We start from the raw sequence: 23,405 nt of genomic DNA, 5'->3' as shown, positions 1-23,405 counted from the left end.
CGGCCATCGCCGACCTGCTGCAGGCCCGCCTGCCCCACGCCGAGCTCAACGACTGGTTGCTCGGCCAGGTTCGCGCCGGCGTCGGCCAGGTGTTCGGCGCTACCCGCGAGCTGTTCATCCCGCAGATGATCAATCTGCAGGCAGTGGGCGGCGTGAGCTTCAAGAAAGGCTGCTACACCGGTCAGGAGATCGTCGCCCGCATGCAGTACCTGGGCCGCCTCAAGCGTCGCCTGCAGCGCCTGAAACTCGACGGCGCCGAACTGCCGGAGCCGGGCCGCGAACTGTTCTCGCCGGTGCACTCCACCAGCGTCGGCGAAGTGGTACTGGCCGCCCGCGCGAGCGACGGCGTGGAGCTGCTCGCCGTGCTGCAGGACGATGCCGCAGCCGACGGCAATGTCCGCCTGGGCGAGGACCAGCCCCTGCGCCTGCTGGACCTGCCTTACGTTCTGGACAGCGACCGCGAGATCCAGCGCTGAATTTCCGTGCCGGGCGGGGAGCCCGGCTTTCCCTGAAGGACACTGCATGAGCAAGCTTGCCGAAAAAGTACAACAGGAACTGCTGCGGGCCATCGACAACGATGAGCTGGTGCTGCCGACGCTGCCGGAAGTCGCCCTGCGCGTTCGCGAGGCGGCGGAAGACCCGGACATCAGCATCCAGGACCTCAGCAAGGTGATCGGCAACGACGCCGCGCTGACCGCGCGCATCATCAAGGTGGTGAACAGCCCGCTGCTGCGCACCAACAAGGAAATCAACGACCTGCAGATGGCGATCAGCCGCCTGGGGATCAACTACACCTGCAACCTGGCCACGGGCCTTGCCATGGAGCAGATGTTCCAGGCCACCTCCGACGTGGTCGACCGCAAGATGCGCGAGGTGTGGAACAAGAGCACCGAGATCGCCGGCATCTGCCACGCCCTGTGCCGCCACTACACCCGCCTGGCGCCGGACCAGGCGACCCTGGCCGGCCTGGTGCACCAGATCGGCGTGCTGCCGATCCTCACCTACGCCGAGGAGCACAGCGAGCTGCTGGCCGACTCCATCAGCCTCAACCACGTGATCGAGCGCATCCACCCGATCATCGGCGACCGCATCCTCAAGGCCTGGGACTTCCCCGCGCCGATCGCCGCCGTGCCCGGCCAGCACCTGGACTTCAGCCGCGATTCGGCCAAGGTCGACTACGTGGACATCGTCCAGGTCGCCACCCTGCAGAGCTACCTCGGCAGCCAGCACCCCTATACCGAGCTGGACTGGGCGACCATCCCGGCCTTCTCCAAGCTGGGCCTGGACCCGACGGCGGACGTGAAGGAAGACGAAGACCTCTCCGCCGCGATGGAAGCGGCGATGAGCATGCTGCAGTAAGCGACGTCAAAGGCGAGCCGGCGGCAGCGGTCAACCTGTAGGAGCGAGCTTGCTCGCGAAGGAGTTTCGCTGCCGATAGGTTCGCGAGCAAGCTCGCTCCTACGAAAAACCCTCGCCCACTTCGAAACCCGCCCTCTCCGGCGGGTTTCGCGCTTCTGCCTCAGGCGTTTTCTGCCGGGAAAGTCACCCGCACCAACAACCCGCCCAACTCGCCCTGCCCCAGCTCGATCCGCGCCCGGTGCGCGCTGCAGATCTCGCCGACGATAGCCAGCCCCAGGCCGGTGCCCTGCTGGCGACGGCGATAGAAGCGGCGGAATACCTTGTCGCGCTCCTCCGGCGGGATGCCGGGGCCGTCGTCCTCGACCTCCAGCTCCGCCGGCGAGCGCACGCGGATGATCACATTGCCGTCCGCCGGGGCGTGGGCGATGGCGTTGTCCACCAGGTTGCTGAGCAGCTCGTTGAGCAGGGTCGGATCGCCCTTCACCCAGGCCGGCTCGTCCGCCTCCAGCGCCAGCGCCACGCCGCGCGAATAGGCCAGCGGCGCCAGCGCCAGGCCGAGTTCGCGGGCCAACTGGCCCAGCTCGATGCTCTCCCCTGCGCCCTCAGCGATGGCGCGGGCGCCGCTCTCCACCCGCGCCAGGGACAGCAACTGGTTGGCCAGCCCGGTCACCCGGTCGGTGTTCTGCACGGCGTCCACCAGGGTCGCGCGCCATTGCTGCGGGTCCTGCTCGCGCAGCCCCAGCTCCAGACGCGCCTTGAGTGCCGCCAACGGCGTACGCAGTTCATGGGACGCCTCGGCAATGAATTGCGACTGCCGGTCGAACAGCCCGCGCAGGCGCACGGTGAAGTGGTTGAGCGCCGCCACCAGCGGGCGCAACTCCTTCTGAACGCGGACTTCCGGCAGCGGCCGCAGGTCGTCCGGCTGGCGCTCCTCCACTGCTTCGCGCAGGCGATCCAGCGGGCGCAGGCCGGCGCTCACCGCGTACCAGACCATCATCAGCGCGGCGATGGCCGAGAGAGCGAGGTTGAGCAGGGTGTCGGCCAGCAGGTTGCGCGCCAGCCGTTCTCGGGCGCCCATTGTTTCGGCGACGCGGATCTCCGCCATGCCGCTGACCGTCGGCTGGCTCACCGGCTGCAGCAGGCTGACCACCCGCACACCCTGGCCTTCGTAGGTGGCGTCGTAGAACTTGGCCAGCGCCGGGTAATCGTCGGTGCGCGGCGTGGTCGGCAGCGGCGCCGGGAGGTTCTCGTAGCCGGAGATCATGTGCCCCTGGGGGTCGATCACCTGGTAGAAGATGCGCCCGGCGCTGTCGTACTCGAAGCTGTCCAGCGCCACGTAGGGCACATTGGCGCGCAGCGTGCCGTCGCTGGCATAGAGACCGTCGGCGATGTCCCGCGCGGAAGCCAGCAGAGTGCGGTCATAGGCGATGTCAGCCGCGTGCCGCGCCCGCCAGTAGGTGGCGGCGCTGCCGATCAGCAGCAGCACCAGCAGCAGGCCGCCGAGGCGCCAGAGCAGCCGCCCGCGCAGGCTGCCCGTGCCAGGGAGCACCCAACGCCGTTCAGCCATCCTGGGCTTCCAGCAGATAGCCCAGGCCACGGAAAGTGACGATGCGCACCGAGCTGCCCTCGAGCTTCTTGCGCAGGCGGTGAACGTAGATTTCGATGGCGTCGGCGCTGGCGTCCTGGTCCAGGCCGAACACCTGCGCCGCCAGTTGCTCCTTGCTCATCACCCGCCCAGGCCGGGCGATCAGCGCCTCCAGCACGGCCTGCTCGCGGGAGGTCAGGTTCATAGCCTGCTCGGCCAGGGTGAAGCGCCGCGCACCCAGGTCGTAGACCAGTTCGCCGCAACGCTGCTGCTGTTCGCCGCCCAGCACGCTGCGGCGCAGCAGAGCCTTCACCCGCGCTTCCAGCTCGGAGAGTTCGAAGGGCTTGGCCAGGTAATCGTCGGCACCGAGGTTCAGCCCGTGCACGCGGTCGCGCACTTCGCCGCGGGCGGTGAGCATCAGCACGGGGAGGGTCTTGCCGCGCTCGCGCAGGCGCGCCAGCACCTGGAAGCCGTCCAGCCGCGGCAGGCCGACATCGAGGATCGCCAGCGCGTAGTCCTCGCTGGCCAGCGCCAGGTCGGCGGCCACGCCGTCCTGCAGCAGGTCCACGGTCCAGCCGGCGCCCTTGAGCGCCTGGGCCACGCTTTCGCCGAGTTGCGGATGGTCTTCTACCAGGAGGATTCGCACGCGTTTCTACCCCTCGGACTACAGGTTCGGGCCGGCAGTTTACCCATCCGCGAGCCGCTGTGAATGGGGGAAATTCGCTGAAATCACTGCGAAAGGAGACTGAAAGCCTGGCGAAAGCTTAGCCCGTTAGCATCGCCAACGAGCCGCCTCCCAACCCCGGACTTTCCAGCGCCCATTGCCCAGGCGCAACGGTAGGAGCAGCGGACTCGACGACGGCAAAGACCGTCAACAGAGCGGAAGGCGGCGTGGTGCCCTTTCGCGACAACAACAAGAACGGAGACCACAGATGCCCACCGCCCGGCCTTTGGCTGCACCGGCCTTTCGCAAGCCCTTTGCGATTCGTCTGACCCCTACCCTGCTGGCATTCGCCGGAGTCGCCCCGCTGTGCGAGGCCGCCGGTTTCATCGAAGACAGCAGCGCCACGCTCAGTACCCAGAACATCTACTTCAACCGCGACTTCCGCGACGGCGCCGGCCAGTCCAAGCGCGAGGAATGGGCGCAGGGTTTCATCCTCGACTTCCAGTCCGGCTACACCCCCGGCACCATCGGCGTCGGCCTCGATGCCATGGGCATGCTCGGCCTCAAGCTCGACTCTTCCCCGGACCGCACCGGCACCGGCCTGCTGCCGACCCACGATGACGGCCGCGCCGCCGACGAGTACAGCAAGCTGGGCCTGACCGCCAAGTTCAAGGCCTCCGAGACGGAGCTGAAGATCGGCAGCCTGATCCCCGACCTGCCCACCCTGCAGCCCAACGACAGCCGCCTGTTCCCGCAGACCTTCGAGGGCGGCCTGCTCAACTCCACCGACCTGCCCGGCCTGAATTTCACCGGCGGGCGCCTGGAGAAGGTCAAGGACCGCGACTCCACCGATTGGCAGGACCTCGCGCTGAACAACAAGAACCGCCGCTTCTCCGGCGGCAGCGCCGAGGGCAAGCACTACGACCTGGCCGGCGGCGACTACAAGCTCACCGACAACCTCACCGGCCGCTACCACTACGCGCAGCTGGACGAGGTGTACCGCCAGCACTTCGTCGGCCTGCTCGCCAGTTACCCGCTCGGCCCTGGCAAGTTCAGCGCCGACGTGCGCCTGGCCATCAGCGACGACCAGGGCGAAGCGCGCGGCGGCGAGATCGACAACCGCGCCTTCAACGGCATGCTCGGCTACGCCCTGGGTGCCAACAAGTTCAGCCTCGGCTGGCAGCGGATGAGCGGCGACAGCGCCTTCCCCTACATCGACGGCAGCAACCCCTACCTCGTCAACTTCGTCCAGGTCGGCGACTTCGCCGAAACCGACGAGCGCTCCTGGCAGGTCCGCCACGACTATGACTTCGCCAAGCTCGGCATTCCCGGCCTGACCCTGATGAATCGCTACATCAGCGGCGACAATGCCAGAATCACGGGCATGGACGGTCACGGCAAGGAATGGGAGCGCAACACCGACATCAAGTACGTGATCCAGAGCGGCCCGCTCAAGGACGTCGCGGTGCGCGTGCGTAACGCCACCTACCGTTCGAGCTTCGCGCGGGACGCCGACGAGACGCGCATCTACCTCAGCTACTCCCTGGCGATCTGGTAACCCGAAGAACAACAAGAGAGAGGAATCCCACCATGTCCACCGTCCTGCGCAACCTGACCCTCGCTGGCGCCACCCTGCTCGCCGCCAGCCAACTGATGGCCGAGCCCAAGCGCCCGGAATGCATCGCCCCGGCCTCCCCCGGCGGCGGCTTCGACCTCACCTGCAAGCTGGCGCAGAGCGCCCTGGTGGACGAGAAGCTGCTGACCAAGCCGATGCGCGTCACCTACATGCCCGGCGGCGTCGGCGCCGTGGCCTACAACGCGGTGGTCGCCCAGCGTCCGGCCGACGGCAACACCATCACCGCCTTCTCCAGTGGCTCGCTGCTGAACCTGGCGCAGGGCAAGTTCGGCCGCTTCGACGAGAACGCCGTGAAATGGCTGGCCGCCGTCGGCACCAGCTACGGCGCCATCGCCGTGCCCAGCGACTCGCCGTACAAGAACCTCGGCGACCTGGTGGCTGCACTCAAGGCCGACCCCGGCAAGGTGGTGATCGGCTCCGGCGGCACCGTCGGCAGCCAGGACTGGATGCAGACCGCGCTGATCGCCAAGGCCGCCGGCATCGATCCGAAGCAGCTGCGCTATGTCGCCCTGGAAGGCGGCGGCGAGATCGCCACGGCGTTGCTGGGTGGGCACATCCAGGTGGGCAGCACGGACATCTCCGACTCCATGCCGCACATCCGCGCCGGCAAGATGCGCATCCTCGCGGTGTTCGCCGAGGAGCGCCTGAAGGATGAAGGCATGGCCGACATCCCCACCGCCAAGGAGCAGGGCTTCGACATCGTCTGGCCGGTGGTGCGCGGCTTCTATGTCGGTCCGAAGGTGAGCGACGAGGACTACCAGTTCTGGAAGGCCTCCTTCGACAAACTGCTGGCCTCCGAAGACTTCGCCAAGCTGCGCGACCAGCGCGAACTGTTCCCCTTCGCCATGACCGGCCCGGAGCTGGACGCCTACGTGAAGCAGCAGGTCGCCCAGTACAAGCAGCTGGCCCGCGAGTTCGGCCTCATCCAGTAACGCCCCGAGCAGCGCCGCCTTCCGCAAAGGCGGCGCAAGGAGACTCCCCATGTCCCGTACCAGCCTCTTCCAGCGGCTGTTCGCCGGCGCCTGGCTGCTCGCCTGCGTCGCCTTCGCCCTGATCGCCTGGCAGCTCCAGGCGCCCTTCTCCTACGAACCGGTCGGCCCGCGCGCCTACCCGCTGCTCTGCCTGGGCCTGATGACCGTGGGCCTGGCCTGGCTGATCGCGCGGCCCACGCCGATCAAGCGCGAGGACGACGAGCCCGCGCTGGAAGGCGCCCTGCTGGGCAAGGTGGTGCTCTGCGTCGTCCTGCTGGCGGTCTATGCCGGCCTGTTCGAGCCGCTGGGCTTCATCCCGGCGAGCGCGATGATCGGTACCTTCATCGCGCTGATCTACGGCGGCCGCCCGGTGGCCAGCGTGATCACCGCAACGCTGCTCGCCATCGGCCTCTACGTGCTGTTCGACCGCACCCTGGACGTCCCGCTGCCGCTGGGCATCCTCGATCCCCTGCTCTGAGGAAACCGTCATGGAAACATTGAGCTACCTCGGGCAAGGCTTCGGCGTCGCCCTGAGCCCTTACAACCTCATCACCGCGCTGATCGGCACCCTGATCGGCACCGTCGTCGGCCTGCTGCCGGGCCTGGGCCCGATCAACGGCGTGGCCCTGCTGATCCCGGTGGCCTTCGCCCTCGGCCTGCCGCCGGAATCGGCGCTGATCCTGCTGGCCGCCGTGTACCTGGGCTGCGAATACGGCGGGCGGATTTCCTCCATCCTGCTGAACATCCCCGGCGAAGCCTCCACCGTGATGACCACCCTCGACGGCTACCCCATGGCCCGCAACGGCCTGGCCGGCGTGGCCCTGTCGCTGTCGGCCTGGAGCTCCTTCATCGGCGCCTTCATCGCCACCTGCGGCATGGTGCTGTTCGCCCCGCTGCTGGCGAAATGGGCCATCGCCTTCGGCCCGGCGGAATACTTCGTGCTGATGGTCTTCGCCATCGTCGCCCTCGGCGGCCTGGCCGGCGACCGGCCGCTGAAGACGCTGCTGGCGGCGCTGCTCGGGCTGTTCCTGTCCAGCGTCGGGATCGACGCCAACAGCGGCGTGTACCGCTTCACCTTCGACAACATCCACGTCTCCGACGGCATCCAGTTCGTCGTGCTGGTGCTGGGTCTGTTCTCGGTGAGCGAAATCCTCCTGCTGCTGGAGAAGACCCACCACGGCCACAAGATGGTCGAGGCCAGCGGACGCATGCTGTTCAACATGAAGGAAGCGGCCTCGGTGGCCGTGGTCAATGTCCGTTGCGGCCTGCTCGGCTTCATCATGGGCGTGCTGCCCGGCGCCGGTGCGACCCTGGCCAGCGCCGTGGCCTACATGACCGAGAAGAAAATGGCCGGCGACTCGGGCAAGTTCGGCAAGGGCGACCTGCGCGGCCTCGCCGCCCCGGAAACCGCCATCGGCGCCTCCGCCTGCGGCGCCCTGGTGCCGATGCTGACCCTCGGCGTGCCCGGCTCGGGCACCACCGCGGTGATGATCGGCGCGCTCAGCCTGTACAACATCACCCCCGGCCCGCTGCTGTTCCAGGAACAGCCGAACATCGTCTGGGGCCTGATCGCCTCGCTGTTCATCGCCAACGTCATGCTGATCATCCTCAACGTGCCGATGGTGCGGGTGTTCACCCGCATCCTCGCGGTGCCGAACTGGGCCCTGGTGCCGGGCATCGCGATCATCACCGCGATCGGCGTCTACGCCGTGCACGCCACCACCTTCGACCTGTTCCTGATGGTCGCCATCGGCATCCTCGGCTACATCCTGCGCAAGCTGGACTTCCCGCTCTCACCGCTGCTGCTGGGCTTCATCCTCGGCGGGCTGATGGAGCAGAACCTGCGCCGCGCGCTGTCGATCTCCAACGGCGAACTGGGCATCCTCTGGTCCAGCCCCATCGCCATCGGTACCTGGGCGCTGGTCGCTGTCATGCTCGGCCTGCCGCTGCTGCGCGCCTGGCGCAAGCGCGCCCGCCGCTCCCGCGAGGCAGTGGCTGACGCCGCGTAACGCAACCACGCTCGCCGCGTCGAGACGCGCGGCGACTTTCAAGGCCCGCCTTTGTGCGGGCCTCTTTTTTTGTGGGGGATCAAGAGGCGCGGGAAGCGCGCAGCGAAACCTTCCAGCTTTTGCCACTGACTGGCTTGGCGCAGACGACTTCAACGACCCTGCGCCTGAGCTCGCGCCCGTCCGGCGCGAACAGGCGGATCTCGCCCCAGCGGGCATCCAGCGGAACCGAGCAGCGGGCGACGATCGTCTTGAGATTGGGTTCGGCGACTGCCCAGTCCGTGCCGTTGCGGGCGTTCTCGACGGCCACGAAAGCGCGGGCCGCCTGGCCAATCTCGTACAGGCCGTGAATAGACTCGCTGGAGCGATAGTCGTCGAGGGGGGAACCGGCGGCGAGGCAGTTCGTGCCGAGCAGCAGGCCCGGCAGGATCGCCAGCCAAGCGCGCCGGAGCATTGGCATCACACCGGCGGCAGCGACCAGTCGATGGGGGTCAGGCCGTGCTGTTCGAGGAACTTGTTGGTGCGGCTGAAGTGGCCGTTGCCGAGGAAGCCGCGATACGCCGACAGCGGCGACGGGTGCGCAGACTTGAGCACCAGGTGCTTCTGCGCGTCGATCAGCTTCTGCTTGCTCTGCGCGTGGGAGCCCCAGAGCAGGAACACCAGGTTCTCGCAACGCTGGCTGACCACTTCGATCACCTTGTCGGTGAACGGGCCCCAGCCCGCCTGGGCGTGGGAACCGGCGCGGGCCTGTTCGACAGTGAGCGAGGTGTTGAGCAGCAGCACGCCCTGCTCGGCCCAGTGCTGCAAGTAACCATGATTGGGGATCGGCAGGTTGAGGTCGCGTTGCAGCTCTTTATAGATGTTCTGCAGCGACGGCGGCGTCGGCACGCCCGGCTGTACCGAGAAGCACAGGCCGTGGGCCTGGCCGGGGCCGTGGTAAGGATCCTGGCCGATAATGACGACCTTGATGCGCTCCAGCGGCGTGCTGTTCAGCGCATTGAAGATCAGCGGACCGGGCGGGAAGATCACCTTGCCGGCGGCCTTCTCCGCGCGCAGGAACTCCCCCAGCTGCTTCATGTAGGGTTTTTCGAATTCCTCGTGGAGGGCTTCTTTCCAGCTGGGTTCCAGCTTGATCCGGTCGTCGTTGGTCATGGTGCGTCTGCCTGGTGAAACGAACCGGCACGCTAAGCAAGCGCCCCGGCCAAGTCAAGGCGGCGTGAGCTGCTCACGGACCCCAGCGCCGGAGAGCTGTTCGTCTGCGACCGGGTACTTCACCCGCACGCGATTGCGATACAGGCATTCGCTCTGGAGCAACGCCCCTCGCTGACCTTTCTCTCGAATATCGCGCCAGATTTCGTTTTCCCGCACAACACATTCGCCGGCTTGCAGGAAACGATGGTTGCGCTGGTAGACGTGATAGCGGAAAGGTCGCTCGGTACTACTGAGCAGGATGCCCTCCAACTGATGCTCGGCAACCCGCAGATCGAGCTGGAATGTCTGCTGCGTGGGGTTGAACAGCACCAGGTCGATGAAGTTGTAGAAAATCGCCGCTCCCGAACCGAACGGTAGAATCCTGCCCTCGTCGGGGAAGGGATCGAAGCTGTGATTGGCGCGCTCGACGACCTGCAGGGGCGAATGCAAGGCCATCCAATGGATCAGGTTGCTCAACTGACAGATACCGCCGCCAATCCCCCTTCGGGCTTCACCGAAGGACAATTCCATGCCTTCCACAAAACCACGGCGTGCAGTGGGGTGCCCCAGCAGACGACAAAAGGAAAAGTACTCGCCGGGGCCTATCTCCACGCCGTTCATGCAGTCGACTGCCAAGCGCAGGTTGACCACCTTGTTGTACTGCAGCGCCAGGTCGCTGGCGCCGAGTTTCCGGATCAGTTTGGAAGTGTGTTTGATATAGCGATAAGGCAAGCGCGCATTGGACCGACGCCGCGCATACGGCGTATTCGACACATACCAGCGGCAAGTCCGGACCAGGCGGCGTTGCCAGACCCGCAAGGCATAGAGCCAGGGGTGGTAGAGGGAAAGGGGCTTGCGCATTGCCATGGTGCTCCCTGCGGCTCAATGCAAACGCCAAGTCTATCCCCGATGCAGTGCCCGGTAATGACTGGGCGCCATGCCCACCACGCTCTTGAACAGCCGCGAGAAGTAGTACGGGTCGGCATAACCGAGTTGCTCGGCGACCTGGCGCACCTCCAGGTTGCCCTGGTCGAGCAGGCGGCAGGCGTGGGTCATCTTCAGGCGGATGAAATCCTGGATCGGCGCCTGGCCGGTCAGCGCGCGGTAGGTCTTGGCGAAGTGGAAACGCGACAGGCGGAACTGCGCGGCCAGCTCGTCGAGGTTCAGGGCATCGTGCAGGTGCTCGCGCATCATCGCCTGCACTGCCTCCACGTCCAGCACCCGCCCGGACTTCAGCCTTGCCCGCGCCGGGCGCAGGGCCAGCGACGTCAGCAGGCTCTGCAGCAGGTGGGCGGCGTGGATGAAGTGCGGCAGGCTCAGCCCCTGCCGGCGCAGCGCCAGTAACGCATCGAATTCCCCGAGGATGCGCGGCTGCACGCCCACCCGCAGGCGCGGCGATTTGCCCAGCGGGCGCAGGAATTCTTCGGCCAGCCGGCCGTCCAGATGCACCCAGAAGATCGACCAGGGACGCTGCGGGTCGGCTCCATAGGCGTGGGGGCGGCCCTTGGGCAACACCAGCAGATCGCCACCAGCGACCTCGAATCGTCCATCCGCCGTCTCCAGCCAGCCGTGCCCGGCGCTGCAGTAGATCAGCAGGTGATCGTCCGGGGCTTCCCGCTCCATCCGGTGCCCCACCGCCGCCGGGTAATAGCCCAGGGCCAATGGATAGCAGGCCTGGCCGAGCGAATGGCGATCCAGCGCGCGGCGCAGGCGCGGCGGTGTGATGAAGCGCACGCCCTGTTGCGGCAACGGCCAGGTGGAGGTCAGGGGACGGGACATGGGCAGGAATCCAGGATCGGTAATACCAAGATCGTCCATCCACTGCACAAGATCGTCAATCCACAGCGGCAGGCGCAACGGCTATAACCGGAGAACTCCTCACCCGCGAGACTCTTTAACCAGGAGCGCCTTTGCCCAGGAGAGCACGCGCCACAAGCGCGAAGCTGTAGCCAACAAGAACAACAGAGGTAGCTGCATGCATTTCGATCTGTCCGAAGAACAACGCCTGCTGGTGGACAGCGCCCGCGCCTTCGCCAGCCGCGAACTGGCCCCCCACGCCGCCGACTGGGACCGCCAGCACCACTTCCCGGTAGAGGTGATCCGCCGCGCCGCCGAGCAGGGCTACCTGGGCCTGTACATCGCCGAGGAAGACGGTGGCCTGGGCCTCTCGCGACTGTCCGCCTCGCTGATCTTCGAGCAACTGGCCGCCGGCTGCGTCGCCACCACGGCCTACATGACCATCCACAACATGGCCAGCTGGATGCTCGCGAGTTTCGGCGATGCCGCGCTCAAGGAGCAGTGGCTGCCGGGGCTGATCGGTGGCGAACTGCTGGCTTCCTATTGCCTCACCGAGCCGGATGCCGGCTCCGACGCCGCGCGTCTGCGCACCCGCGCCAAGCGCGACGGCGACGAGTACGTGCTGGATGGCGCCAAGACCTTCATCTCCGGCGCCGGCTCCACCGACGTGCTGATCGTCATGGCGCGCACCGGCGAAGAAGGCGCCAAGGGCATCTCCTGCTTCCTGGTGCCGGCCAACGCCGAGGGCATCCGCTACGGCCGCAACGAGGACAAGATGGGCTGGAAGGCACAGCCGACCCGCACCATCACCTTCGAAGGCGTGCGCGTCCCTGCCGGCAACCGCATCGGCCCCGAGGGCCAGGGCTTCGTCTACGCCATGAAGGGCCTGGACGGCGGCCGCCTGAACATCGCCAGCTGCTCGCTCGGAGCGGCCCAGGCGGCGCTGGAGCAGTCGCTGCGCTACGTCGAGGAACGCAAGCAGTTCGGCAAGGCGCTGGCCGAATTCCAGGCCCTGCAGTTCAAGCTCGCCGACATGCTCACCGACCTCACCGCCAGCCGGCAGATGGTCCGCCTGGCCGCGCACAAGCTGGATCACAAGGACGGCGAGGCGACCCTCTACTGCGCCATGGCCAAGCGCTTCGCCACCGACCGCTGCTTCGCCCTGTGCAACGAGGCGCTGCAGCTGCACGGCGGCTACGGCTACCTCAACGACTACCCGCTGGAGCGCTGGGTGCGCGACAGCCGTGTGCACCAGATCCTGGAAGGCACCAACGAGATCATGCGGGTCATAGTCGCGCGCCGCCTGCTGGAACAGGGTGGGATGCTGGACCGCCTGCTCTGAAGGCTCTTGTGTAGGAGCGAGCTTGCTCGCGAACCAATTCCGCAGCGGGGCATGTTCGCGAGCAAGCTCGCTCCTACGAAAAGCACACAGCTACTGCACTGGAAAAACCGCCCGCCCGAGCGGGCGCAATCGAACAGATCGGACATGGACGCGCGCCGCCGCGCGCGCCTAGAGTCCATGCCCATACGCCCGCCCGCCGGCGGCACCGACAAGGAGATGCCCATGAGCAACGCCATCGAGCCCTACAAGCCCGGAGTCTTCGACCTGACCCACAAGCTGACCGTGGAAAAACACGGCCACACCGCGCTGATCACCATCAACCACCCGCCGGCCAACACCTGGGACCGCGACTCGCTGATCGGCCTGCGCCAGGTGGTCGAGCACCTGAACCGCGACGACGACATCTACGCCCTGGTGGTGACCGGCCAGGGGCCGAAATTCTTCTCCGCCGGCGCCGACCTGAACATGTTCGCCGACGGCGACAAGGCCCGCGCCCGCGAGATGGCCCGCCGCTTCGGCGAAGCCTTCGAGACACTGCGCGACTTCCGTGGCGTATCCATCGCCGCGATCAACGGCTACGCCATGGGTGGCGGCCTGGAATGCGCCCTGGCCTGCGACATCCGCATCGCCGAACGCCAGGCGCAGATGGCCCTGCCCGAAGCCACCGTCGGCCTGTTGCCCTGCGCCGGCGGCACCCAGGCGCTGCCCTGGCTGGTCGGCGAAGGCTGGGCCAAGCGCATGATCCTCTGCGGCGAGCGCGTCGATGCCGACACCGCGCTGCGCATCGGCCTCGTCGAGCAGGTCGTCGATACCGGCGAAGCCCGCGGCACCGCCCTGCTGCTGGCGGCCAAGGTCGCGCGGCAGAGCCCGGTGGCGGTACGCACCATCAAGCCGCTGATCCAGGGCGCCCGCGAGCGCGGTCCGAGCACCTGGCTGCCGGAAGAACGCGAGCGCTTCGTCGACCTGTTCGACGCCGACGACACCCGCGAGGGCGTGAACGCCTTCCTGGAAAAACGCGATCCGCACTGGCGCAACCAATAAGGTCCTGACCATGAATGTGATGTTCGAGGAACGCCCCGGCCTGCACGGCTTCCGCATCGGCGTGGTGACGCTGGATGCGGAGAAGAGCCTGAACGCCCTGAGCCTGCCGATGATCGAGGCGATGAACCACCAGCTGCGCGTCTGGCAGGACGACGCGCAGATCGCCTGCGTGGTGCTGCGCGGCAACGGCGGCAAGGCCTTCTGCGCCGGCGGCGACGTGCGCAAGCTGGTCGATGCCTGCCGCGAGAAACCCGGTGAGGTGCCGGAGCTGGCGCGCCGCTTCTTCGCCGACGAATACCGCCTGGACTACCTCATCCACACCTATTCCAAACCGCTGATCTGCTGGGCCCACGGCTATGTGATGGGCGGCGGCATGGGCCTGATGCAGGGCGCCGGCGTGCGCATCGTCACGCCGAGCAGCCGCCTGGCCATGCCGGAAGTGAACATCGGCCTGTACCCGGACGTCGGCGCCAGCTGGTTCCTCGCCCGCCTGCCCGGCCGCCTCGGCCTGTTCCTCGGCCTGACCGCCACGCAGATGAACGCGCGTGATGCGCTGGACCTGGACCTCGCCGACCGCTTCCTGCTCGACACCCAGCAGGACGACCTGATCGAAGGCCTGGTGCAGCTGAACTGGCGCGAGCAGGCCGACGTGCAACTGCACAGCCTGCTCCAGGCACTGGAACATGAAGCCCGCGGCGAACTGCCCGAAGCCCAGTTGCTGCCGCGCCGCGCACGCCTGGACGCGGTGCTCGACAGCGCCAACATCGCCGAGGCCTGGAACGCGTTGACCGCTCTGGTCAACGACGAGGACGCGTTGATCGCCCGCGGGGCAAAGACCCTCGCCTCGGGTTGCCCGCTGACCGCCCATCTGGTCTGGGAACAGATCCGCCGCGCGCTCCACCTGTCGACTGCCGAGGTGTTCCGCATGGAGTACGCGATGAGCCTGAACTGCTGCCGCCACCCGGAATTCCCGGAGGGCGTGCGCGCCCGGCTGATCGACAAGGACAACACCCCGCACTGGCACTGGCCGGATATCGCTGCCATACCTGATGCAGTGGTGAATGCGCACTTCGACGCGACCTGGGAGGGCGAGCATCCGCTGGCGGACCTCTGATCCGCCGCCTGCTTCCTCTCTTGTAGGAGCGAGCTTGCTCGCGAACCAGCAGCGTAGGGCGCATAACCTGGAACAGGTTATCCGCCGCCGACCAAGCGGCGGATAACGCTGGCGCGTTATACGCCCTACGAGAACCGTTGCCTGCCTCGAATTAGGAACTGTCTGCTGGCACCGGTGTGTTCTGTGGTCCAACAGGAGGAAACCAGCATGCAAACCATCGCCTTCATCGGCCTCGGCCACATGGGCGCTCCCATGGCCGCCAACCTGATCAAGGCCGGCTACCTGCTGCGCGTGTTCGACCTGGTGCAGAGCGCCATCGACGGCTTGATCGCCGAGGGCGCCAGTGCCGCGCGCAGCGCCCACGACGCAGTGGACGGCGCCGACGTGGTGGTCACCATGCTGCCGGCCAGCCAGCACGTCGAAGGGCTCTACCTGGGCAACGAAGGCCTGCTCGCGCACATCGAGCCCGGCACCCTGGTGCTGGAGTGCTCCACCATCGCCCCCGCCTCGGCGCGCAAGGTGCATCAAGCGGCGGCCGAAAGGCAGATCCCCTTGCTCGACGCCCCGGTGTCCGGCGGTACCGGCGGCGCCATCGCCGGCACCCTGACCTTCATGGTCGGCGGCGATGCCGAGGTGCTCGAGCGTGCGCGCCCGGTGTTTTCCGCCATGGGCCGCAACATCTTCCACGCCGGCGGCGACGGCGCGGGGCAAGTGGCCAAGGTGTGCAACAACCAGTTGCTCGCCGTGCTGATGATCGGCACCGCCGAGTCCCTGGCGCTCGGCGCTGCCAATGGCCTCGATCCGGTGGTGCTGTCGGAGATCATGCGGCGCAGCTCCGGCGGCAACTGGGCGCTGGAGGTGTACAACCCCTGGCCCGGCGTCATGGAGAACGCCCCCGCTTCGCGCGGCTACAGCGGCGGCTTCATGGCCGCGCTGATGACCAAGGACCTGGGTCTGGCGCAGGAAACCGCGCAGGTCAGCGGCAACAGCACGCCCATGGGCAGCCTGGCCCTGGCGCTGTACCGGCTGCTGGTGAAGCAGGGCCACGGAGAACAGGACTTTTCCGTCGTGCAGAAGCTGTTCGATTCCTAGGGCCCGGCATGGAAGTCCGACGAGGAGCTGCACCAGACTGACCAGCCTCCCGCTGGCCGTGTCGGGCTACCGCCTTGAAGCAATTCCTGTCGCACTATCGCTTTCGTCTGCTGCTCAACAGCGTTCTGCTGCTACTGCTGGTCATGGCGGTTCCTTCCCCGCCGATCGCCCTGGAACTGGCCAGCCTGCTGCTGATGGTCCTCGCCGGGCTGAACACCGTGCGCAGCCACTTCCGATGGTTCTACCTCCTCAGCGGCATGGGGGCGCTGAGCCTGTGCCTGGCCTTCGTCCCGGACTCCTGGCACTTCCACCCGCTGCTCAGGAAAGGAATTCCGCAGATCGGTTTCATCCTCCTGCTGGCCATCAGCCTCTTCCACCGCGTGACCCAGCAGCGCCCGGTGACCCGCGAACTGCTCTACGGGCTCTGCGCGCTCTACCTGAACTTCGTCCTGTGCTTCGCCTTGACCTACAACCTGATCGAGCACCTGTACCCTCGCAGTTTCCAGTCCAGCAACGGACCGCTGGACATGGCCGGCTTCGTCTACTTCAGCATGATCACCCTGACCACCATCGGCTACGGCGACATAGTGCCGGTGCATCCCCTGGCACGCCTGCTGGCCGGCAGCGAAGCCATCATGGGCGTGCTGTTCATGGCGGTGGCCGTCGCACGCGGCCTGGGCCTGATGAATCAGGACGATCCGGATTGATTGTGAAGCCACGCTTACGAGTCCATGGCGCACACCTAGCTTTATCCGCAGGCGCACCGGGCCGATGATGAGTCACCTGCCGGCCTTCGCAGGCTCGGTACTTCCTCCCATGAACAGGTGATTCCATGAACATTGCTCTGATCGGCGCCACTGGCCACGTTGGCCATTACTTCCTCGAAGAAGCCCTGCGCCGCGGCCACCAGGTGACCGCACTGGTACGCGATCCGGCGAAACTGCCGGAGCGTGAAAACCTCAAGGTGGTGCAGGCCGACGTCTACGACCCGGCCCAGGTGGCCCGCGCCGTGGCCGGCCAGGATGTCGTGGTCAGCGCGTTCAACGCCGGCTGGGGCAATCCGGACATCCGTGACGCCCATGCCAAGGGCAGCCGCGCCATCCTCGACGGAGTGAAGGCTTCCGGCGTGAAGCGCCTGCTGGTGCTCGGCGGCGCCGGCAGCCTGGAAGTCGCCCCTGGCCAGCGCCTGGTGGACAGCCCGGAATTCCCCGAGCAGTGGAAGCAGGGCGCGCTGGGCGCGGCCGACGCACTGGATCAGTTGCGCGATGAGAAGGAACTGGACTGGGCCTTCCTCAGCCCGGCGATGCTGCTCGATGGCGAAACCCGCACCGGCAGCTTCCGCCTCGGCAGCGACCAGGTGCTGTTCGATGGCAACGGCGAGAGCCGCATCTCCCTGCCCGACCTGGCGGTGGCGATGATCGACGAGGCCGAGCAGGCCAACCATCATCGGCAGCGGTTCACCGTGGCATATTGATCGTCGCTGACACCGCAGCCGACCTGCAGGAGCGCCCATGGGCGCGATCGCGGCATGGGAGACGACGGTGCTAGGACTGTGGGTAGGAGCGGACTCCGTCGCGACAGGTCCGCATCACCCCGAACGGCATCGAGGATAGAGATCCAGAGATGCATCTGCGCTCGGGCGCGCCCTCTCCCCCCGCCCTCTCCCTGAAGGGAGAGGGAGCTATCTGAGCCGGCTGACACTGTGGATTCAGCCGGCACCCAACCAGTCCCCTCTCCCTTCAGGGAGAGGGTTAGGGAGAGGGCAAATCCAAGGCACGAACTATCAGAAGAGACAGTTGCCCCCTACGTATACCGGAACCGACGTGTAGGGGCGTCCCATGGACGCGATGGCGGGCATAGCGGGACGCCGGTGTCGAGCCCCTGGGTAGGAGCGGACTCCGTCCGCGATAGCTCCGCATCGCGCCGGAAGCCATCGCGGACAGAGTCCGCTCCTACGGCGCGCTAAAACGAAACGGGCCACCCTTGGGTGGCCCGTTTCGTTGGGTCGCACGCGGCAATCAGCGCTCCCGTAACGCCTCTGCCTTGGCCCGCAGAATCGGCTTGAGCAGGTAGCTCAGGATGCTCTTCTTGCCGGTCATGATGTCCACCGTGGCAATCATGCCGGGGATGATCAGCAGCGGCTTGTCGTCCGTGCCCAGGTGGCTTTTGCGGGTGCGCAGCTTGATGAGGTAGAAGCTGTTGCCGTCCTCGTCGGTGACGGTGTCGGCGCCGATCTGCTCCAGGTCCGCCTGCAGGCCGCCGTAGATGGTGTAGTCGTAGGCGGTGAACTTGACCATGGCGTGCTGGCCGGGACGCAGGAAGGCGATGTCCTGGGGCCGGATGCGCGCCTCCACCAGCAGGGTGTCGTCCAGCGGGACGATCTCGATCAGGTCGCTGCCCGGCTGGATCACGCCGCCGATGGTGTTCACCAGCAGCTGCTTGACGATGCCGCGCACCGGCGAGGTGACCAGGGTGCGGCTGACGCGGTCTTCCAGCGCCTTGCCGGTGGCCGTGGCCTTGCTCAGTTCGGTGCGGGCTTCGTTGAGTTCCTTCAGCGCGTCGCTGCGGAAGCGCGAGCGGGTCTCGGCGACCTTGCGTTCCACTTCCTTCACCGCCGCTTCGGCACGCGGGATCGCCAGGGTGGTGGCATCCAGCTGGCCACGGTTCTCTACTTCCCCACGTTTCAGCCGCAGCAGCTCCACCTGGGACATCGCGCCCTGCGCCACCAGCGGCTCGGACATGGAGATTTCCTGGCGCAGCAGGTTCAGGCTGTTGCGGTACTGCGCCTGCTTGGAGACGAACTCGCGCAGTTCCTGCTGCTTCTGCACCAGCTGTTGCTGCAGGCCGTCGGTTTCGTCCTTGAGCTGCTGCTGGCGGCTGTGGAACAGCGCTTCTTCGCTGCTGGTCTGGCCCGGCGCCTTGGCACGCACATCGTCGGGGATGTTCAGCGGGCGCTCTTCCACCTCGGCGGAGAGGCGCTCCACGCGCAGGAACATCGCCAGGCGGTCGGCCTCGGTCTCGCCGACGTTGGACTGGAAGCGCGTCGGGTCCAGGCGCATCAGCTGCTCGCCGGCCTGCACCACCTGCCCTTCGTGGACGAATATCTGCGAGACGATGCCGCCTTCCAGGTTCTGGATCTTCTGCACCTTGGACGAGGGAATCGCCTTGCCCTCGCCGCGGGTGACCTCATCGATCTGCGCGAAATGCGCCCACAGCAGCAGGAAGGCCACGAAGCCGATGAGAATCCAGATGGTCAGGCGCACCACCCGCGGCGCGTCCTCGATCAGCGCCTTGCTGACCTCCGGAAGCGGCTGGCCGGAGAGACTGTCGCCGCCCTTGAAATAGCCACGGACAGAATGGCGGATACCGCCCGGAGGATTAAGCGACACTGATCTGCCCCTTCTTCAATGCATCCATGACCACATCCTTCGGACCGTCGGCGATGATGCGGCCCTTGTCGACGATCACCAGGCGATCCACCAGGCTGAGCATGGAGGCACGGTGAGTCACCAGCAGCAGGGTCTTCTCGCCCATGATCGCCTGCAGGCGCTGCTTCAGGCGCTCTTCGCCGGCGTTGTCCATGGCGCTGGTAGGTTCGTCCAGCAGCAGGATCGGCGGGTCGAGCAGCAGTGCGCGAGCCAGGGCGACGTTCTGCCGCTGGCCGCCGGAGAGGTTGTGGCCACGCTCGCCGACCTGCAGTTCGTAGCCCTGCGGGTGCAGGCGGACGAACTCGTTCACGCCGGTCAGCTCGGCGACTTCCAGTACACGCTGGTCATCGATGTAGCGCGCGCCGCTGACCAGGTTGTCGCGCAGGGTGCCGCTGAACAGGCTGATGTCCTGAGGCACGTAGCCGATGTTGTGGCGCAGGTCGCTGATGTCCAGCTGGCGCACGTCGGCGCTGTCCACCAGCAGGTTGCCGTTGTCGGGCTGGTGCAGGCCGACGATCAGCTTGGCCAGGGAGCTCTTGCCCGAGCCGCTGCGGCCGATGATGCCGACCTTCTCGCCAGCGCGGATCTGCAGGTTGATGCCGTGCAGCGCTGCCACCTGCTGGTTCGGGTAGGCGAAGTCGAGGCCGCGCATCTCGATGCCGCCGCGCAGTTGCGAGCGGGTCAGCGGACGTTCGTCGGCGCTGCGCTCCTGCGGCAGTTCCATCATCTGGTTGGTGGTGGCCATGGACAGGCGCGCCTGCTGGTAGCGCTGGATCAGCCCGGAGAGCTGGGTCAGCGGGCCGAGGGCGCGGCCGTTGAGCATGTAGCAGGCGATCAGGCCGCCCATGGACAGGTCGCCGGCGATGATCAGGTAGACGCCACCGATGATCATGACGACCCCGGCCAGCGCCTGGATCAGCACGGTGATGTTCATCGCCAGGGTCGACAGCAGCTTGACCCGCAGTTCCAGGCGGCTGAGGGTGCCGATGGTCTGCTCCCAGAGGTACTGGCGCTCGCTTTCGGCGTTGTTGACCTTCACCGCGTCGAGGCTGGCGAGGGTCTCGATCAGGCTCGACTGGCGCTCGGCGGCCAGCGCCATGGTGCGGTTCATGGTCTCCACCAGCGGCTTCTGCAGCAGCCAGCCAAGGCCCGCGGCCAGCGGGAAGGCGACCAGCGGGACGAACACCAGCGGCCCGCCGATGATGCCGATCACCAGCAGGATCAGCAGGGTGAAGGGCATGTCGATCAGGGTGGTGAGCGTGAGCGAGTTGAGGAAGTCGCGCAGCGTCTGGAATTCGTGGATGTTCTGGGCGAACGAGCCGACCCGCGCCGGGCGGTACTTCATGCTCATGCCGACGATGCGCTCGAACAGCGTCGCCGAGATGATCAGGTCGGTCTTCTTGCCGGCCAGGTCCAGGCACAGGCCGCGCATGGTCTTGAGCAGCAGGTCGAACAGGTAGGCGCCGCTGATGCCGATGGCCAGCACCCAGAGCGTCGCGGCGGCCTGGTTGGGCACCACGCGGTCGTAGACGTTCATCACGAACAGCGGCGCGGCCAGGGCGATCAGGTTGATCAGCAGGCTTGCGGCCACGGCATCGACGTAGAGCCAGCGCGAACGCTTGAGGGTGTCGCGGAACCAGCTCTTGGCGCGCGGGATCAGTTCGCCGTGCTGCAGGTCGAACTTGTGCTGCGGCTGGGCGAAGAACGCCTGGCCGGCATAGTCCTCGCTGAGCAGCTCACGGGTGACCCGCACTTCACCGCCGTCGCTCTCGGACAGCAGCAGGCGCGCATCGCCATTGCTTTCCCAACCCAGCAGCACCGCGCAGCGCCCTTCGCGCAGCAGCAGCATGGCCGGCATGGCCAGTGCAGGAATCTGCTCCAGCCTGCGCTGCAACAGTCTCCCCTGCAGGCCGGCGCGAGCCGCCGCACGGGGCAGCAGCTCGGCGGACAGGCGCTGGCCGGGCAGCGGCAGGCCGCTGGTGAGCATGGCGCGGCTGGCCGGCTTCTGGTGCAGCTGACAGAGCGTCAGCAGGCTGTCCAGCAGCGGGTCATCGAGCAGACCGCGCGGATCGTGGCTTAGGGGTACGGCGCTGACTTCTTGATCCACGCGGAGGCTCTCTCGGGCAGGTTAGGGGCGACTCAGTTCAGGCCGGGCAGCTGGACCTTCGGCTTGACGTCCTCGGAAGCCACCGCGGCCATCGGCGCGACCACGCCCTGGCTCTTGAGCAGTTCGCCCAGGGTGGCCTTGATGCGGTACTGGGTGAACAGCTCGGTGTACTTCAGGTCGACCAGGCGGCGCGAAGCGTTGAACAGTTCGTTCTCGCTGTCCAGCAGGTCGAGCAGGGTGCGCTCGCCGATGGTGAACTGCTTCTGGTAGGCCTCGCGCACGCGGGTGCTGTAGTCCACGTACTGGCGGGCGATCGGCAGTTGGTCGCGGGCGTTGTTCAGGGCGTTCCAGGACAATCCGAGTTCCTCGTTCAACTGGCGCAGGGCGTTGTTGCGGATGTCCAGGGCCTGGTTGGCCTCGTAGGACTTGGCTTCCAGCTCCGCCTTGTTGCTGCCGCCGGCGAACAGGTTGTAGCGCATGCGCAGCATGGCCTGCCATTCGTTGTTGTGGCCTTGCTCGCCGTCGAGGTTGTTATCGGCACCCTTGGAAAGTTCTGCATCGAATCTCGGATAGAAGGTCGATTTCGCCGCGTCGTACTGCTTCTCGGCGGCGGCCACGTCGGATTCGGCCGAGCGCAGGATCGGGCTGTTTTCCACCAGCTGGCGGCGGGCGGCCTGCAGGTCTTCCGGCAACTGGCCGGCCAGGCCGGTCGGCTCGCTCAGTTCCACCGGGTCGCTGCCCACCACGCTGTAGTAGTTGGTGCGCGCGTCGGCCAGGTTGGTCTTCTCGGTCATCAGGTTGTTCTGCGCCTGGGCCAGGCGGGCTTCGGCCTGGTCCTGGTCGGCGAGGCGGCCGACGCCACGGGAACTGCGCAGGCTGATCTGGTCGTAGACGCGCTGGTGGCTTTTCAGGTTTTCCTCGGCCAGGCGAACCATCTCCTGGCGACGCAGCACGTCGGTGTAGACCTGGGCGACGTTCAGCGCGGTGCGCTCGGAAGTGCCCAGCAGCGCATAGGCGCGGGAGTTCACGTTGGCCTGCTGGCGACCGACTTCGCTGGAGGTGGCGAAGCCGTCGAACACCATCTGGCGCAGGGCGAGGTTGGATTCGCCACGGTTCAGGGTTTCCCAGTGGTCGCCCTGGCCACGGGTAGTGGTGTTGTCGGAGCCTTCACGACCGTAACCGGCGGTCAGGTCGACGGACGGCAGGTAGCCACCCTTGGCGGCGCGCAGCTGCTTGTCCGCTGCCAGGCGGGAATTCACGCCTGCCTGGATTTCCGGGTGGTACTCCAGGGCCTTCTGCATGGCCTGGTTGAGGGTGTCGGCCTGCACCGGCAGGGCAACGGGAATGACGAAAGCCAGGGCGAAGGGCACGGCTTGAGCGAATCGCATGCGCATGAGGAAAACATCCTTATCAGTGAGATAGCCGCAGCGATTCGATTGCCGCAATCAGCGTCAAAAGACCGGCGAATGGCTGCAAGGAAAGCATCAAAAAGCGTGACCAATTTCACGCTAAATATTTTTAGGCGGCGCATCGATATCAAAGTGACATCGATTTGCCAATTGTTTAGGATGGCAATCGAATGGTCAATACATTGGCATATACGTAATTTCCATCCGCTATAAGCCATGTTTTTGACGCCAACTTTTTGCTCTTACAGACAAGGGAATGCCTCCTGAGCCGACCTCACCTGCGGCCGGTCGGCAACCAGGCAAGCCTCACCAGGAGAAGTGCATGAGCAGCGTCGTCGCCGTCGTAAAAAGCATCATCGGCCAAGTGATTGCGGTATCCCCCGAAGGCGCCCAGCGCGTCCTGGTCGAAGGGGATCGCATCTACCAGGGCGAGCAGTTGCTCACCGGCGCGGCCGGCGCGGTGACCCTCGACGTCGGCAAGGGCAGGCTGGTCGACCTGGGCCGCGACAGCCAGTGGAGCAGTGCCGACCTGCCGCAGGCCGAGACGCATCACACTGCCGCTCAGCCGGCCAACGCGCCGAGCACCGAAGACCTGCAGAAAGCCATCGCCGCCGGCCTCGACCCGACCCAGGCGCTGGCCCCCACCGCCGCAGGCCCGAGCGC

General features: G+C 66.6%; 22 protein-coding genes. 13 read left to right on the top strand and 9 right to left on the bottom strand.

All coding sequences use genetic code 11. The features are described from left to right. On the top strand, positions 1-476 hold a 476-nt coding region (locus tag ACCC94_RS14750; protein ID WP_413350246.1), incomplete at its 5' end, for a YgfZ/GcvT domain-containing protein. Between the two features lie 46 nt (positions 477-522). After that, a complete protein-coding gene (locus ACCC94_RS14745) occupies positions 523-1,359 on the top strand; it encodes an HDOD domain-containing protein (RefSeq protein ID WP_413350245.1) in 837 nt (278 codons plus the stop codon). Between the two features lie 160 nt (positions 1,360-1,519). Here the strand turns inward: ACCC94_RS14745 and ACCC94_RS14740 are convergent, their stop codons facing one another. Then, positions 1,520-2,926 carry a sensor histidine kinase gene (locus ACCC94_RS14740; protein WP_413350244.1) on the bottom strand — a complete coding sequence of 469 codons (1,407 nt, stop codon included), beginning with the start codon at positions 2,924-2,926 and terminating at the stop codon, positions 1,520-1,522. Further along, on the bottom strand, positions 2,919-3,590 hold the full coding sequence (locus ACCC94_RS14735; RefSeq protein WP_184587232.1) for a response regulator: 672 nt from the start codon (positions 3,588-3,590) through the stop codon (positions 2,919-2,921). Before ACCC94_RS14735 ends, ACCC94_RS14740 begins: the two co-directional genes overlap by 8 nt. A gap of 286 nt (positions 3,591-3,876) precedes the next feature. On the opposite strand from ACCC94_RS14735, the gene ACCC94_RS14730 reads away from it, so the two are divergent. From ACCC94_RS14730 to ACCC94_RS14715, 4 genes are read left to right on the top strand one after another with little or no spacing between them, the layout of a single operon-like run. After that, on the top strand, positions 3,877-5,166 hold the full coding sequence (locus ACCC94_RS14730; protein WP_413350243.1) for an OprD family porin: 1,290 nt from the start codon (positions 3,877-3,879) through the stop codon (positions 5,164-5,166). A gap of 32 nt (positions 5,167-5,198) precedes the next feature. Continuing rightward, positions 5,199-6,176, top strand: coding sequence for a Bug family tripartite tricarboxylate transporter substrate binding protein (locus ACCC94_RS14725; protein ID WP_024765527.1), 978 nt, complete (start codon positions 5,199-5,201; stop codon positions 6,174-6,176). 49 nt (positions 6,177-6,225) lie between these two features. After that, positions 6,226-6,693: a tripartite tricarboxylate transporter TctB family protein gene (locus ACCC94_RS14720; protein WP_413350242.1), complete on the top strand. Its 468-nt coding sequence runs from the start codon at positions 6,226-6,228 to the stop codon at positions 6,691-6,693. Positions 6,694-6,703: 10 nt separating this feature from the next. Then, positions 6,704-8,224 (top strand): tripartite tricarboxylate transporter permease, encoded by a 1,521-nt coding sequence (locus ACCC94_RS14715; RefSeq protein ID WP_413350241.1) that lies wholly within the window; start codon positions 6,704-6,706, stop codon positions 8,222-8,224. A 79-nt stretch (positions 8,225-8,303) separates the two neighbouring features. Here ACCC94_RS14715 and ACCC94_RS14710 read toward each other — a convergent pair whose 3' ends face one another. The 4 genes from ACCC94_RS14710 to ACCC94_RS14695 are packed head-to-tail and all read right to left on the bottom strand — an operon-like array spanning position 8,304 to position 11,191. Continuing rightward, positions 8,304-8,675 carry a hypothetical protein gene (locus tag ACCC94_RS14710; RefSeq protein WP_413350240.1) on the bottom strand — a complete coding sequence of 124 codons (372 nt, stop codon included), beginning with the start codon at positions 8,673-8,675 and terminating at the stop codon, positions 8,304-8,306. A gap of 5 nt (positions 8,676-8,680) precedes the next feature. Then, the gene (gene ung / locus ACCC94_RS14705) at positions 8,681-9,373 is read right to left on the bottom strand and encodes a uracil-DNA glycosylase (RefSeq protein ID WP_413350239.1); all 693 of its coding nucleotides are present in this window, start codon (positions 9,371-9,373) and stop codon (positions 8,681-8,683) included. Positions 9,374-9,427: 54 nt separating this feature from the next. Beyond that, positions 9,428-10,273 (bottom strand): VanW family protein, encoded by an 846-nt coding sequence (locus tag ACCC94_RS14700; protein WP_413350247.1) that lies wholly within the window; start codon positions 10,271-10,273, stop codon positions 9,428-9,430. A gap of 39 nt (positions 10,274-10,312) precedes the next feature. After that, positions 10,313-11,191, bottom strand: coding sequence for an AraC family transcriptional regulator (locus ACCC94_RS14695; protein ID WP_413350238.1), 879 nt, complete (start codon positions 11,189-11,191; stop codon positions 10,313-10,315). A gap of 196 nt (positions 11,192-11,387) precedes the next feature. Between ACCC94_RS14695 and ACCC94_RS14690 the strand changes: the two genes are divergently transcribed. The 6 genes from ACCC94_RS14690 (at position 11,388) to ACCC94_RS14665 (ending at position 17,272) form a co-directional block, all read left to right on the top strand. Beyond that, positions 11,388-12,551: an isobutyryl-CoA dehydrogenase gene (locus ACCC94_RS14690; RefSeq protein ID WP_413350237.1), complete on the top strand. Its 1,164-nt coding sequence runs from the start codon at positions 11,388-11,390 to the stop codon at positions 12,549-12,551. A 222-nt stretch (positions 12,552-12,773) separates the two neighbouring features. After that, the gene (locus ACCC94_RS14685) at positions 12,774-13,592 is read left to right on the top strand and encodes an enoyl-CoA hydratase (RefSeq protein WP_413350236.1); all 819 of its coding nucleotides are present in this window, start codon (positions 12,774-12,776) and stop codon (positions 13,590-13,592) included. Between the two features lie 10 nt (positions 13,593-13,602). Further along, a complete protein-coding gene (locus ACCC94_RS14680; RefSeq protein WP_413350235.1) occupies positions 13,603-14,706 on the top strand; it encodes an enoyl-CoA hydratase/isomerase family protein in 1,104 nt (367 codons plus the stop codon). 207 nt (positions 14,707-14,913) lie between these two features. Beyond that, positions 14,914-15,798 carry a 3-hydroxyisobutyrate dehydrogenase gene (gene mmsB, locus ACCC94_RS14675; protein ID WP_413350234.1) on the top strand — a complete coding sequence of 295 codons (885 nt, stop codon included), beginning with the start codon at positions 14,914-14,916 and terminating at the stop codon, positions 15,796-15,798. Between the two features lie 74 nt (positions 15,799-15,872). Then, positions 15,873-16,505: a potassium channel family protein gene (locus ACCC94_RS14670; RefSeq protein WP_413350233.1), complete on the top strand. Its 633-nt coding sequence runs from the start codon at positions 15,873-15,875 to the stop codon at positions 16,503-16,505. Positions 16,506-16,630: 125 nt separating this feature from the next. Then, a complete protein-coding gene (locus ACCC94_RS14665) occupies positions 16,631-17,272 on the top strand; it encodes an NAD(P)-dependent oxidoreductase (RefSeq protein ID WP_413350232.1) in 642 nt (213 codons plus the stop codon). A gap of 544 nt (positions 17,273-17,816) precedes the next feature. Here ACCC94_RS14665 and ACCC94_RS14660 read toward each other — a convergent pair. Genes ACCC94_RS14660 through ACCC94_RS14650 form a run of 3 tightly spaced genes read right to left on the bottom strand, consistent with a single transcriptional unit; the run spans position 17,817 to position 22,727 of the window. Next, the gene (locus tag ACCC94_RS14660; protein WP_413350231.1) at positions 17,817-19,187 is read right to left on the bottom strand and encodes an HlyD family type I secretion periplasmic adaptor subunit; all 1,371 of its coding nucleotides are present in this window, start codon (positions 19,185-19,187) and stop codon (positions 17,817-17,819) included. Beyond that, positions 19,177-21,333, bottom strand: a complete 2,157-nt coding sequence (locus ACCC94_RS14655; protein WP_413350230.1) for a type I secretion system permease/ATPase — start codon at positions 21,331-21,333, stop codon at positions 19,177-19,179. The genes ACCC94_RS14660 and ACCC94_RS14655 overlap by 11 nt, the downstream gene beginning before the upstream one ends. A gap of 32 nt (positions 21,334-21,365) precedes the next feature. Next, on the bottom strand, positions 21,366-22,727 hold the full coding sequence (locus ACCC94_RS14650; RefSeq protein WP_413350229.1) for a TolC family outer membrane protein: 1,362 nt from the start codon (positions 22,725-22,727) through the stop codon (positions 21,366-21,368). Between the two features lie 337 nt (positions 22,728-23,064). On the opposite strand from ACCC94_RS14650, the gene ACCC94_RS14645 reads away from it, so the two are divergent. Then, on the top strand, positions 23,065-23,405 hold a 341-nt coding region (locus tag ACCC94_RS14645; protein WP_413350228.1), incomplete at its 3' end, for a retention module-containing protein.

Source organism: Pseudomonas sp. Pseusp97 (assembly GCF_047304025.1).
Taxonomy (GTDB): domain Bacteria; phylum Pseudomonadota; class Gammaproteobacteria; order Pseudomonadales; family Pseudomonadaceae; genus Pseudomonas.
Note: the sequence above shows the minus strand (reverse complement) of the source record. Positions and strands in the feature narration are given on the sequence as shown.